The sequence below is a fragment of the Nocardioides sp. Leaf307 genome, from assembly GCF_001423135.1.
Classification (GTDB): domain Bacteria; phylum Actinomycetota; class Actinomycetes; order Propionibacteriales; family Nocardioidaceae; genus Nocardioides; species Nocardioides kribbensis.
In genome coordinates this window covers 1,710,781-1,723,389 of sequence record NZ_LMNY01000001.1, presented here as the reverse complement: position 1 = coordinate 1,723,389, position 12,609 = coordinate 1,710,781, and the positions used below count along the sequence as shown (strand labels likewise).

The window sequence follows — 12,609 nt, the reverse complement described above, 5'->3', positions numbered from 1 at the left end:
CTAGCCTCCAGCGGTGCCCACCACCGCGCAGGACCCGACCGGAGCCGACTGGCAGCACCACGCCCGGGCGGCGAAGGGCTTCATGCCGCTCGACGAGGGGCTGCTGCTCCACCGTCGCGCCCTCGAGCGCCTGCCCCACGGGCCGGTGCTCGAGGTCGGCACCTACTGCGGCAAGTCGGCGATCCACCTCGCCGCCGCGGCCCGGGAGGTCGGTGGGCCGCAGGCGGTGGTCTTCACGGTGGACCACCACCGCGGCTCGGAGGAGAACCAGGCCGGCTGGGAGCACCACGACGCGAGCCTGGTCGACGCCGAGACCGGTCGCATGGACACGCTGCCGGTCTTCCGGCGCACCCTGGAGCGCTCCGAGCTCGAGGACCTCGTGGTCGCGGTGGTCGGGGCCAGCACCACGGTCGCGCGCCACTGGCGCACCCCGCTGTCGCTGGTCTTCATCGACGGCGGTCACGCCGAGGAGCACGCCCAGAACGACTACAGCGGCTGGGCGCCGTGGGTCGAGGCCGGCGGGCTCCTGGTGGTGCACGACGTCTTCCCCGACCCCGCCGACGGCGGCCAGGCGCCTTGGCACGTCGTCCAGCGGGCGCTGGCGGGCGGTGCCTTCAGCGAGGTGGAGACCGTCGGCTCGATGCGGGTGCTGCGGCGCGACTCAGGACGGGCGGGAGAGCCGGTCGGCTGAGTCGGGCGACGGGCACCCGCACTCCAGCGCGATCTCGGCGAAGTGCGGGGCCAGCGACGTGCCGCGCATGATCCCCGAGCCCGGGGTGGCGTGCCCGTAGGTCTCCCCCAGCGCATCGACGGCGAGCAGCACGGCGGCCGCGGTGTAGGTGGTCTGCTCACCGGGCCAGTGGACGTCGTCGCCGAACACCCAGCCGGTCCAGTAGCTGCCGTCCTCGTGACGCAGGTGCTGCACGTCGCCCAGCAGCCGCAGCGCGCCCCGGTGGTCGCCGACCGCGTCGAGGGCGAGCACGAGCTCGCACGTCTCGGCGCCCGTGACCCACGGGTTGGTGTCGACGCAGCGGATGCCCAGCCCGGGCACGACGAAGTCGTCCCAGCGCGAGGCGAGCAGCGCCGAGGCGGCCGGCCCGCGCACGGCACCGCCGAGGACGGGGTAGTACCAGTCCATGGAGAAGGTGGACTTGTCCAGGAACAGGTCGCGGTGGTGGCGCACGGCGTGACCGAGCCGGCCGCCGGCCAGCTCCCACTCCGGCTGCGGGTCGTCGAGCAGCTCGGCGAGCGCGACGCCGGCCCGCAGCGACTGGTAGACGCTCGACGACCCGGCCAGCAGCGCCCCCTGGTCGTCGGGGGTCCAGTTGAGCCCGCCGAAGGGCAGCTGCTGGGCCACCACCCAGTCGAGCCCCGCGCGCACGGCCGGCCACAGCGTCGCGACGTACGCCGCGTCGTGCCGCACGAGCCAGTGGTGCCACAGGCCCACCGCGAGGTAGGCGCTCATGTTGACCTCGCCACGGTCGTCCTCGACCTGCCCGGCGACGATCTTCATCGGCCAGGACCCGTCGGTGCGCTGCCAGCGCGGCACCCAGTCGTACGCCGCCTCGGCGGCCTCGACCTCGCCGCCGACGAGCAGCGCCATCGCGGCCTCCACGTGGTTCCACACGTCGACGTGCTCGCCGGTCGTCCACGGGATCGCCCCGTCGGGCTCCTGCATCCGCGCGATGCTGGCCGCGGTCTGCGCCACCTGGCCCGGGCTGAGCACGCCCTCGACGTGCGGCAGCCGCTCAGACATGCGCCGCCGACGGCTTGCGGAAGTAGAGCACCATGCTCTTGCCGATGAGCGGGTCGAGCACCCGGCCGGCCACGCGCAGCGCGCGCGGCTGCTTCATGATCTCCCACACCAGCAGCCGGTGGTAGGCCCTGGCGAGGGGGTGGTCGTCGTTGCGCACGCCCACGGCGCACTTGATCCACCAGTAGGGCGAGTGCAGGCCGTGGGCGTAGTCCTTGCCCTCGAAGGCCAGCCCGGCGTTGTCGAGCTTGCCGATCAGCTCCTTGTCGGAGTAGATGCGGATGTGGCCGCCCGGGACGTTGTGGTAGTCGTCGGAGAGCTTCCAGTTGACGATCTCGGGGAACCACCGCGGCACCGAGACCGCCAGGGTGCCGCCGGGCCGCAGCACGCGCACGAGCTCCTCGATGGCCTGGATGTCGGCCGGGATGTGCTCGAGCACCTCGGCCGCGACGACGCGGTCGAACTCCCCGTCGGCGAAGGGCAGCTGCAGGGCGTCGCCCTCCTTGACGTCGGCCTCGGCGCCCTCGGGCACCTCGCCGGCCTCGCGCATGGCCACGAAGAGCTCGCGCACCCCGGCCAGCTCGTCGGCGTCCTGGTCGAAGGCGACCACGTCGCCGCCGCGGCGGTACATCTCGAAGGCGTGGCGCCCGGCGCCGCAGCCCATGTCGAGCACGCGGTCGCCGGGGCGCAGGCCCAGGCGGTCGAAGTCAACGGTCAGCACGTGCGTTCCTCCTGCTGCGGCGGCCCTTGCGGCCGGTGGACGGCATGGGCCCCTCGGCCCTCCAGGCGGCGACGACCTCGTCGTAGGCCTCGGCCACCGTGGCCGCGACCGCCCGCCAGCTGAACATCTCCTCGACCCGTCGGCGCCCGGCGGCGCCCATCCTCGAGCGGCGCTCGGGGTCGTCGAGCAGCGCGGCCAGGGCGGCCTCGAGCTCCCCGACGTCGCCGGGGGCGACCAGGTCGGCGCACTCGCCGTCGGGTCCCACGACCTCGGGGATGGCGCCGGCCCGCGAGACGACCAGGGGCGTCGCGCACGCCATGAGCTCGGCGGTCGGCAGCGAGAAGCCCTCGTAGAGCGAGGGCACGCACGCGAGCTCGGCGGAGCCCATGAGCCGCACCAGCTCCTCGTCGGAGACGCCGTGGACGAAGGAGACCGCGTCACCGATCGCGAGCCGGTCGATGAGCTGCTCGGTGCGGCCCCCCGGCTGAGGACGCGTCACGAGCACCAGCTCGAGGTCGCGCTCGGTGCGGAGCTTGGCGAAGGCCTCCAGCAGCGTGGCGATGCCCTTCATCGGGGCGTCGGCGCTGGCCATGGCCAGGATCCGGCCCGGCACGCGCGGCTCGGTCGGCGGCACGAAGACGTCGTCGACGCCGAGCAGGATGGTCTGCATGCGGGCGGGGTCGACGCCGAAGTCGGTGGCGATGTCGCGCCGCGAGGTCTCCGAGGGCGTGAGGATCCGGCGGGCGCTGCGGGCCACACGACCCTGCATCCGCAGGAAGCCGTACCAGCGGCGCAGCGTCACCTTGCGCCACGGGTGCGTGGCGCCCTCGAGGTCGATGCGGCGGTCGAAGGTGATCGGGTGGTGCAGCGTGGTGATGAGCGGCATGACCTGCTCGACGTCGAGCATGCCGTAGCCCAGCACCTGGTTGTCGTGGGCGATGTCGAACTCGTCGGCTCGCTCGCGCAGCAGCCGCGCCACCCGCGTGCTGAAGGTCTTGGGCTCGGGGAAGCCCGCGGCGCACATCGTGGCGAACTCCTCCACGTCGACACGGTCGCGGAACTCGCGCAGGTGGGGCACGCGGAAGGGGTCGGGCTCGCGGTAGAGGTCGAGGCTCGGCACCTTCGTCAGCGCCACGCCCGGGTCGAGCTCGGGGTAGGGCTGGCCCGAGAAGACCTCGACGGTGTGCCCCAGGGCCACCAGCTCGCGCGAGAGGTGACGGACGTAGATGCCCTGGCCCCCGCAGTGCGGCTTGGAGCGGTAGGACAGCAAGGCCACCCGCATTCGTGTCCCGACCCTTCTCGACGACGACGCGCGGCCCGGCGGGCTACGCACCGGTAGCCTAGACGGACCCGCGGCCGCCCCTCAGCCGAGGGCGCTGGAGTGGCCGGGGAAGGTCGAGGCGGCCGGGTCGATCACCACCGCCGCGTTGTTGACCGCGGTCGCCGCCTCCCCGAAGCCGGTGGCGATCAGCCGGACCTTACCGGGGTGCTCGGCCACGTCGCCGGCGGCGAAGACACGCGGCAGCGACGTGCGCATGGCCGCGTCGACCACCACGTGGCGCCGCTCGACGTCCAGTCCCCAGCCCTGGAGCGGACCGAGGTCGGCGACGAAGCCGAGCGCCGCCACCACCGCCTGGCACGGCAGCGTCAGCACCTCGCGCGTCCCGGCCCGGGCCTCGCCGCGCGCGACGTCGACCTCGGCCAGCGGCCGGCCGGCCTCCCCCGCCACCGGTCGCAGCGCGACGACCTCGGCGTCGGTCAGCACGCGCGCCGAGGAGGCCCGCACCTGCGCCACGGTGCGCTGGTGGGCGCGGAACGCCGTACGCCGGTGCACGAGGGTGACCGACCGGGCCACGGGCTCCAGGTGCAGCACCCAGTCGAGCGCGCTGTCACCGCCGCCGACGACCACCACGTCGCGCCCGGCGTAGGGCTCGCTGGTCGGCACGAAGAACTCCAGCCCACGCCCCAGCCAGCCCTCACCCGCCGCGAGGGGGCGCGGGGCGAAGCGCCCGATCCCCGCCGTCACCAGCACGGCGCCGGCGTGCACCTGCGTGCCGTCGTCGAGCCCGACCACCACCTCGTCCTCGCCGTGCACCAGGGTCGAGGCCGTGCGCCCGAGCAGGTGCACGGCGTCGGCGCCGGCCGCCTGCTCGACCAGGGCGCTCACCAGGTCGCGTCCGCGCACGGCGGGGAAGCCCGCCACGTCGAGGATGAGCTTCTCGGGGTACATCGCGGTGACCTGGCCGCCGAGCTCGGGCAGGGAGTCGACGAGAGCCACCCGGAGCCCGCGGAAGCCTGCGTAGTAAGTGGCGAAGAGGCCCGTCGGGCCGGCCCCGACGACGACCAGGTCGCAGGTCACGACGGCCCCTGGGGTCGCGGCGGTCCCGTCGGTCGAGGTCACGGTCCGATGGTCCTCCCGTTCGTCGTGCCGCGCCAGCGACCTCGCGCCGGGCCGCACGGATCGGCCGGCTCCCCGGTCGGGCGGGCCTAGGATGACGCGCGTGGATGTCCCCGGGGTCTGGTCGTCGTTCGCCCACGACCCGCGCCTGCCCGAGCACGCGGCCCTGCGCGCCTCCGACCGCGACCGCTCGGTCGTGCAGGACGTGCTCGCGGAGGCCTACGCCGACGGGCGTCTCGACCCGGCCGACCTCGAGGAGCGCTCCGCGAGGGCCTCCGGGCTCCGCACGCTCGGTGAGGTGCCCCCGCTCCTCGCCGACCTCCTGCCGCAGCGGCCCGTCCTGGAGGTCGCGCGGCCGGGCGTCCCCGCCGGGCGCCCCGGCGCACTCACCCCGGCCCAGATCCACGCGCGGGCCGTGGCGGCCTACGACGCGGAGCGCCGCCAGGCGCTGCTGGGCTTCCTCGGCCCGACCCTGGTCTGCTGGGTGGTGTGGGCCTCGCTCGGTCTCGGCGGCCCGGGCTTCGACCCCGCCTTCCCGTGGCCGGCCATCGTGATGGCGGCGACGTTCGTCAACTACGCGCGGGTCCTGCTGACCCGCGAGGAGACGGTCGCCTCGGTGACCCGCAAGCTCGAGCGGAAGCAGGCCCACATCCCGTGAGCCGGGAGCGAGTGACACGGCCGGGCCCGGGCGGCGAGGTGGACCCCGACGACCGACACCGGCTCCGGCCCGTGCTCGGCGACCAGCCGTCGGGGGTGCTCCTCGGCGCCCAGCTCGTGGCGATCCTGGCCTACCCGTTCCTCGACGGCAGCGTCGTGGGACGCGCGCTCATCGGCGTGGTGCAGATCGCCGTCGTCGGCCTGGCGCTGTGGGCCGTGCGCCGCACCCCGGCGCTGAACTGGATCGCCCTGGTGGTGGGCGCCCCGGCGATGGTGTTCACGGTGCTCGAGGCGGCCACGCCCGACACCGCCTGGGTGGTGCTCGTCTCGGCCCTGCTGCACGCGCCGTTCTACTTCTACGTCTCCTACAGCATGATCCGCTACCTCTTCCACGACGACCGGGTGACCCGCGACGAGCTCTTCGCCACCGGCGCGGCCTTCACGGTCGTGGCGTGGGGCTTCGCCTACGTCTACGCGGCCCTCCAGGTGGTGTGGCCGGGGTCGTTCGTCGGCACGGGCCCGGCGCAGGACCGCGCGTGGTTCGAGCTGCTCTACCTGTCGTTCTCGACCCTCACCAGCGTCGGCCTCTCCGACGTCGTGCCCGTGCTGCCCCACGCGCGCTCGTTCGTGATGATCGAGATGCTGGCCGGCGTGCTCTACGTCGCGCTGGTGGTGGCGCGCCTGGTGGGGCTCACCGTCAACCGCGGCGCCCGTCAGGACGGGTCGTAGACGTAGCCCGAGCCGTCGACGGTGCGGATCCAGCTGCGCTTGCTGCCGGCGCGGCGCAGCTTGCGCCGCAGGTTGCCGACGTGGACGTCGACGAGGAAGTCGGACTCGATGAACTCGCCCTGCCACACGGTGCGCACGAGCTCACCACGCGTCCAGGTCTCCCCCGGCCGGCTCGCGAACGCCGCCATCAGGTCGACCTCCGCCGGGGTGAAGGGCAGGGGGGCGCCGTCGAGGGTGGCGGTGTGGGCGCTGGGCAGCAAGGTGAGGCCGCCGCCGGCGTCCATGCTGAGCGGGGGCGCCTCGACCGCCGAGCGCGCCCGACGCAGGAGCGCCGCCACCCGGGCCCGGACCTCCTGGGCCGAGAAGGGCTTGGCCATGTAGTCGTCGGCGCCGACCTCGAGCCCGATGAGCCGGTCGATCTCGTCGCTGCGACCGGTGATCATCATGATGAAGGCGTCGCTGAACTCCCGCAGCCGGCGACACACCTCGGTGCCGTCCATGTCGGGCAGGGTGAGGTCGAGGGTCACCAGGTCGGGCGACAGCTCGCGCACCAGCTCCACGGCCCGCTCGCCGCGGTCGGTGGCGTGGACCTCGAGCCCGGTGCGCTCGAGCACCATCACCAGCGTGGCGCTGATGTCGGGGTCGTCCTCGACGACCACGACGCGCTGACCCTTCGACACGCTCGACCCCCTCGACTCGACGTCGGTGCCACGCTATCGCGTCGCCCGGAGCCGCGTCGCCGCACCCGTGCACCGGGTCGGCGCCCGCGGCGCGAGGGGCGGCCCGGTGGCCGAACGGGGGATGCGGGAGCGGCCGACGACTTCCTAGGTTGTGACACGCGAGGCGCCTGTGACGTGACAGAGTTGGCGCATTCGGGACACAGCCCTGAAAGGGTTCGACACACATGGGGAGCACCACCGCGATGCCGCACGCGCTCGGCGCGGCCCAGGAGGACCGTCGGCAGCGGGCCGTGGAGTCGCTCGGGCTCCAGCTCGACCGCCCCGAGGAGCGCTTCGACCGCATCGCCCGACTGGCCCACCTGGTCTTCGACGTGCCGATGTCCAGCGTCACCGTGCTCGACGGCGACCGTGCCCTCTTCCCCGGCATGTACGGCCTGCCCGGCCGCGAGCTGCCCCGCGTCGACTGCCTGTGCGACGAGACCCACGCCGGCGGCGCGCTGCTGATCGTCGAGGACGCCTCCCTCGACGAGCGCTTCGCCCACCTCCCGGCGGTCACCGACCTCGGGATCCGGTTCTACGCCGCCCAGCCGATCCTCGACCCGGCCGGCAACGTCGTGGGCACGTTCGCCATCTACGACACCCGCCCGCGCCGCCTCGACGCGGAGCGGCTGACCGCCTTCGACGACATGGCCGCCTGGGCCCAGCAGGAGCTCGTGGCCTCCACCGAGATGACCCAGGCGACCTGGGTGCAGTCCTCGATGCTGCCCGCGCGCGCCCTCAGCTCCGACTCCTGGACCATCAACGGGATGTGCCTGCCCTCCCTGGCCGTCGGCGGCGACTTCTACGACTACGGCATCGCCCAGGGCGTGGCCCACCTCGGTCTGGGCGACGTCATGGGCAAGGGCACGGGAGCCGCGCTGGTGGGGGCCGGGGTCCGCTCCGCCCTGCGCGGCACCCACTCCGCCGTCGTCGCGGGCGTCGACCTCGGCGTCACCGTCACCCAGGTCGCGCGCAGCCTGATGGCCGACCTGGAGCGCACGGAGTCCTTCGTGACGCTCTTCGAGGCCGCCATCGACCTCGACGACGGCTACCTGCGCTACGTCGACGCCGGCAGCGGGCTGTGCCTGGTGGTGCGGCCCGACGGCGAGGTCGTGCGCCTCGGCGGCTCCGACGCGCCGATCGGCGTCCTGCCCGACGACCACTGGGGCGAGCTCGACGTGCAGCTCGAGCCCGGCGACCGCGTGCTGATGTTCAGCGACGGCCTGCTCGACCTCGTCGACGAGCAGGTGCGCTGGTGGGAGCCGATCGGCGCCCTCGTCGCCGCCCACGACGACGTCAACTCGCTGCTCGCCGGGATCGCCCTGCTGGCGCGCGAGCGCACCCCCCTCGACGACGTGACCGCGGTCGCCGTCTACTACGCCCCCTCCCCCGCCCCCCTCTCGCCCTCGCAGGAGGACAGCCCATGACCCGCCGGCTGCTGCTGATCCGGTCCATCGTCCTGGTGACGGCCATCCTCGGCCTGAACTACGTCGTGTGGCGGTGGCTGTTCTCGGTGAACTGGGACGCCTGGTGGCTGGCCGTGCCGCTCGTCGTCGCGGAGACCTACAGCCTGGTCGACTCGCTGCTGTTCGGGCTCGGCATGTGGCGGCTCAAGGAGCGCGGCGAGCCCCCGCTGCCCGAGGAGGGTCTGACGGTCGACGTCCTCATCACGACCTACAACGAGCCCATCGACCTCGTCATGGCCACCGCCCGGGCCGCGCTGGACATCCGCTACCCCCACGAGACCTGGATCCTCGACGACGGCAACCGCCCGGAGATGCGCGCGGCGGCCGAGGCCGCCGGCGTCGGCTGGATCACCCGCTCGCAGGACTGGGTCGACATGCCCCGGCACGCCAAGGCGGGCAACCTCAACAACGCCCTCGAGCAGACCGAGGGCGAGTTCCTCCTCATCCTCGACGCCGACCAGGTGCCGGAGCCGCAGGTCCTCGACCGCACCCTGGGCTACTTCCGCGACGAGAAGATGGGGCTGGTCCAGACCAACCAGTTCTTCGTCAACGTGCCCGACGACGACCCGCTCGGCAGCCAGGCGCCGCTGTTCTACGGCCCGATCCAGGCCGGCAAGGACGGCTGGAACGCCGCCTTCTTCTGCGGCTCCAACGCCGTGCTGCGCCGCGACGCCCTCATGCAGATCGGCGTCGTGCGCTACGCCGACGAGATGGCGCTCAAGGTGTGGCGCAACCTGTACTACGGCGAGTCGGTCATCAAGAAGGCACGCCGCCAGACCCCGCGCGAGGAGACCCTCGTGCGCGACGCCCTCGGCGAGGTCGAGCAGGCGGTCAAGGACGCCCGGGAGCGGCTGGGGCGCGGCGAGGCGATGTTCGACGTCACCTACGACTTCCAGCGCACGGTCGAGGAGGTCCGCCGTCGGCTCGTGGCCTCCGACCTCGAGGTGATGGCCGCAGACCTCGAGGCCATCGCCGCCCTGGAGGAGCAGTCCGGCGAGGGCGACGGCAGCCTCGTCGACCCGCAGAGCGTGCTCGAGCGCATGTCGCACCGCGACTGGTCCCCGCTGGGCGCGATCGACTCGGTGCAGGCCCTCGTCGACTCCGTCAACGTGGACCGTCACGGCGAGGCGCAGGCGGTGATGCCCATGGCGACGATCTCGGTCACCGAGGACATGGCCACCTGCATGCGGATGCACGGCCTGGGCTGGAAGTCGGCATACCACGACGAGAACCTCGCCTTCGGCCTCGCCCCGGAGGACCTCGAGACGATGCTGACCCAGCGGCTGCGCTGGGCCCAGGGCACCATGCAGGTGATGATGCGGGAGAACCCGCTCAGCCAGCGGCGCCTGACGTGGGGCCAGCGGCTCATGTACTTCTCCACCATGTGGAGCTACCTGTCGGGCTTCGCCGCGATCATCTACCTTGCGGCCCCGGTGATCTACCTCGTCTTCGGCGTGCTGCCGGTGCAGGCGCTGAGCTCGGACTTCTTCATCCGCCTCGTGCCGTTCCTGGTCGTCAACCAGCTGCTGTTCCTCGTCGTCGCCAACGGCCGCAAGACCTGGCGCGGGCAGCAGTACTCGCTCGCCCTCTTCCCGACCTGGATCCGCGCCTTCACCTCCGCCTTCGGCAACGTGGTGATGGGCCGCTCGCTCGACTTCGCCGTCACCCCCAAGGAGAAGCGCAGCCCGACCGGGCCCGCCTGGCACCTGGTGCGGCCGCAGCTGATCGCGATGGGCGCGCTCGTCGTGGCCAGCGTCGTCGGCGTCGCGCGGCTCGCCGCGGGCCAGGCCGGCGGTGTTGGCACGGTGCTCAACCTGCTGTGGGTCGCCTTCGACCTCGCGATCTTCTCCGTCATCATCAAGGCCGCGCGCTACCGCGGCTTCGAGCCCGTCGACGCGCCGCCGGCGCCCGCCGGCCCGACCGAGCCCACGACCAGCAGCACGCCCACGACCAGCCACACGCCTGACCGGGCCTCCGGGCAGAGCCACGCAGAGGGAGCAGCATGACCGAGTTCCACGTCGACACCACCGCCAGCGGGATCGGTGTCGTCCGCCCCGAGGGACGCCTCAACATGGTGGCCGCCCGCCAGCTCAAGAGCGTGCTGGCCGACCTGGTCGCCGGTGGCACGCACCGCATCGTGGTCGACCTCGCCGACACCAGCTTCATCGACTCCTCCGGCCTCGGCGCGCTGATCGGCGGGGTCAAGTCGACCCGCCAGCAGGGTGGCGACCTGCGCATCGCGCGCCCCACCGAGGCCGTCCTGACGGTGCTCGACCTGACCAACCTGACCAAGATCCTGCGTCCGCGCGACACCGTCGACGGGGCCTTCGATGACTGAGTCCTCGACGCTGCAGGCCCTCCCCGACCGGCTGGAGCTCTCGGCCCCCGCGAGCGAGGAGATGCTCGACCTCGTGCACGTGCTGCTCGAGCACCTGTGGCAGCAGCACGAGGAGGTGCCGGTCGCCGAGCGGATGCGTGTGGAGATGGCGGTGATCGAGATCCTCGCCAACGTCATCGAGCACGCCTTCGAGGTCGACTCGGGACGCCCCGCCGCCGACGAGCGCGGCGACGGCCGGCGGTTCACGATCACCCTGGGCGTGACCGACGCCGAGGTGCTCATCGACCTCGCCGACAACGGCGAGCCCGCGGCGATCGACCTCAGCCGCGTCACGATGCCCGACGAGGACGCCGAGTCGGGTCGTGGGCTGGCGCTCGCGCTGGCCTCGCTGACGGACCTGTCGTTCCACAGCGCCGACGGGCGCAACCACTGGAGCATGCGATGCGACCTGTCGTGACCGCGCTCGCGGGACGTCTCGCAGCGGGCGCCGCGGCCGTCCTGGCCGGCGGACTGCTCGCGACGTCGGTCGTGCCCGCCCACGCCGCCACCGAGCCGGAGCCGCGTGCGCCCTGGTTCGGACCCGACCTCGACTGGCGCACCGACACCGCCGAGGCCTACGTCGACCGGCTGGGCACCGACGTGTCGCTCTTCGGGCGCTCGTTCGTCTACCCCCTCAACGACAGCACCGACGAGGCCGTCTCCGACCTGTCCGACCAGGCCGCCGACGAGGGCGCCGTCGCGGTGGTGACGCTCCAGCCGACCTCCCTCACCGAGCCCGACGCCCAGGACGCCGAGCGCCTCGGTCGGCTGCTCGCCGACCTGGCCGAGGCCGACGGCAGCACGTTCCTGGTGCGCTTCGCGCCGGAGATGAACGGCTCCTGGACCGCTTGGGGCCAGCAGCCGCGCGACTACGTGCGCGCCTTCACCACCGTGGCCGACGGGGTCCACGCGGCCACCGACGAGGCCGCCATGGTGTGGGCGCCGGCCTACGGCGCCGGCTACCCCTTCGACCGCGCGGTCAACTCCACGACGACCTCGGCCGACGCCCCGGCGATCAGTCCCGCGGCGCGTCGGGTGCTCGACACCGACGGCGACGGGCGGGTCACCGAGGCCGACGACCCCTACGGCCCCTACTACCCCGGCGACGACGTCGTGGACTGGGTGGGCCTGACGATGCTGCGCTACGGCGTGACCCAGCAGTTCGGCGCCAACACGGTGCCGGCGCCCGACGAGCTCGACGAGCGCTTCAAGGAGCGCTTCGGCTACGGCGACGACCTGGGGCGCAAGACCTTCTACGTCCGCTTCGCCGGCACCCCCAACCAGCCCTTCCTTCTGACCACGTCGGCGCTGTGGAACCCCCGCGCCGACGGCCCCGACGCCTTGGCCATCCAGCGGCCGTGGTGGCGCCAGGTGCTCGCCGCGACCGAGGAGCGCCCGCGACTCGGCGGGGTGCTCTGGCTGGAGCAGGAGCGCGACGAGCCCGAGATCGGCAACGTGGTCGAGTGGGGCCTCACCGCCAACCCCGCCATCGCCCGGGCCTTCCGCACCGACCTCCTCGACAGCGGCTACGACCTCGGTCCCGTCGCGGGCACCACCAGCGACACCGACCCCGACCGCACCGACCGCGGCGACTCCGACGGGGACGACCGCTCACCCGCGGCCAGCCCCACGTCGGAGTCCGACGACGAGGCCGCCGGGCCCCAGGACAGCGGCGTCCCGCCCTTCGCCCTCGGGGTGTTCTCGGCCGTCGTCGTCCTGCTCGCCGCGGCCATGGTCGCCCTGTCGATCCGCCGACGCCGGATGCGGCCGCCCTGGTTGCGCTGACCTG

At 73.3% G+C, this 12,609-nt stretch carries 13 protein-coding genes; 8 read left to right on the top strand and 5 right to left on the bottom strand.

The genetic code is table 11. The features are described from left to right. Positions 1-13 precede the first annotated feature (13 nt). On the top strand, positions 14-691 hold the full coding sequence (locus tag ASF50_RS07890; RefSeq protein WP_056903983.1) for a class I SAM-dependent methyltransferase: 678 nt from the start codon (positions 14-16) through the stop codon (positions 689-691). Here ASF50_RS07890 and ASF50_RS07885 read toward each other — a convergent pair. The 4 genes from ASF50_RS07885 to ASF50_RS07870 all read right to left on the bottom strand — a co-directional run bounded on the left by ASF50_RS07885 (position 662) and on the right by ASF50_RS07870 (position 4,875). Further along, positions 662-1,756 carry a prenyltransferase gene (locus tag ASF50_RS07885; protein ID WP_056903982.1) on the bottom strand — a complete coding sequence of 365 codons (1,095 nt, stop codon included), beginning with the start codon at positions 1,754-1,756 and terminating at the stop codon, positions 662-664. The genes ASF50_RS07890 and ASF50_RS07885 overlap by 30 nt on opposite strands. Beyond that, positions 1,749-2,474, bottom strand: a complete 726-nt coding sequence (locus ASF50_RS07880; RefSeq protein ID WP_082503059.1) for a class I SAM-dependent methyltransferase — start codon at positions 2,472-2,474, stop codon at positions 1,749-1,751. Before ASF50_RS07880 ends, ASF50_RS07885 begins: the two co-directional genes overlap by 8 nt. Next, positions 2,461-3,756 carry a glycosyltransferase family 4 protein gene (locus tag ASF50_RS07875; protein WP_082502868.1) on the bottom strand — a complete coding sequence of 432 codons (1,296 nt, stop codon included), beginning with the start codon at positions 3,754-3,756 and terminating at the stop codon, positions 2,461-2,463. The genes ASF50_RS07880 and ASF50_RS07875 overlap by 14 nt, the downstream gene beginning before the upstream one ends. 81 nt (positions 3,757-3,837) lie before the next feature. Next, positions 3,838-4,875 carry an NAD(P)/FAD-dependent oxidoreductase gene (locus tag ASF50_RS07870; RefSeq protein ID WP_082502866.1) on the bottom strand — a complete coding sequence of 346 codons (1,038 nt, stop codon included), beginning with the start codon at positions 4,873-4,875 and terminating at the stop codon, positions 3,838-3,840. Positions 4,876-4,975: 100 nt separating this feature from the next. On the opposite strand from ASF50_RS07870, the gene ASF50_RS19440 reads away from it, so the two are divergent. Further along, complete coding sequence (locus ASF50_RS19440) at positions 4,976-5,530, top strand: DUF1707 domain-containing protein (RefSeq protein WP_056903981.1); 555 nt, start codon at positions 4,976-4,978, stop codon at positions 5,528-5,530. Between the two features lie 71 nt (positions 5,531-5,601). Continuing rightward, positions 5,602-6,258, top strand: coding sequence for a potassium channel family protein (locus ASF50_RS07860; RefSeq protein WP_200920049.1), 657 nt, complete (start codon positions 5,602-5,604; stop codon positions 6,256-6,258). Here ASF50_RS07860 and ASF50_RS07855 read toward each other — a convergent pair. Further along, positions 6,243-6,938 carry a response regulator transcription factor gene (locus ASF50_RS07855; protein WP_056903979.1) on the bottom strand — a complete coding sequence of 232 codons (696 nt, stop codon included), beginning with the start codon at positions 6,936-6,938 and terminating at the stop codon, positions 6,243-6,245. The genes ASF50_RS07860 and ASF50_RS07855 overlap by 16 nt on opposite strands. Before the next feature lie 224 nt (positions 6,939-7,162). On the opposite strand from ASF50_RS07855, the gene ASF50_RS07850 reads away from it, so the two are divergent. From ASF50_RS07850 to ASF50_RS07830, 5 genes are read left to right on the top strand one after another with little or no spacing between them, the layout of a single operon-like run. After that, positions 7,163-8,404: a PP2C family protein-serine/threonine phosphatase gene (locus ASF50_RS07850; RefSeq protein WP_056903978.1), complete on the top strand. Its 1,242-nt coding sequence runs from the start codon at positions 7,163-7,165 to the stop codon at positions 8,402-8,404. Further along, positions 8,401-10,449 (top strand): glycosyltransferase, encoded by a 2,049-nt coding sequence (locus tag ASF50_RS07845; protein ID WP_056903977.1) that lies wholly within the window; start codon positions 8,401-8,403, stop codon positions 10,447-10,449. Before ASF50_RS07850 ends, ASF50_RS07845 begins: the two co-directional genes overlap by 4 nt. Continuing rightward, positions 10,446-10,781 carry an STAS domain-containing protein gene (locus tag ASF50_RS07840; protein ID WP_056864314.1) on the top strand — a complete coding sequence of 112 codons (336 nt, stop codon included), beginning with the start codon at positions 10,446-10,448 and terminating at the stop codon, positions 10,779-10,781. Before ASF50_RS07845 ends, ASF50_RS07840 begins: the two co-directional genes overlap by 4 nt. Beyond that, on the top strand, positions 10,774-11,238 hold the full coding sequence (locus tag ASF50_RS07835; protein ID WP_056864313.1) for an ATP-binding protein: 465 nt from the start codon (positions 10,774-10,776) through the stop codon (positions 11,236-11,238). The genes ASF50_RS07840 and ASF50_RS07835 overlap by 8 nt, the downstream gene beginning before the upstream one ends. After that, positions 11,223-12,605 carry a hypothetical protein gene (locus ASF50_RS07830; protein ID WP_156718147.1) on the top strand — a complete coding sequence of 461 codons (1,383 nt, stop codon included), beginning with the start codon at positions 11,223-11,225 and terminating at the stop codon, positions 12,603-12,605. Before ASF50_RS07835 ends, ASF50_RS07830 begins: the two co-directional genes overlap by 16 nt. The last annotated feature ends 4 nt before the right edge of the window (positions 12,606-12,609 follow it).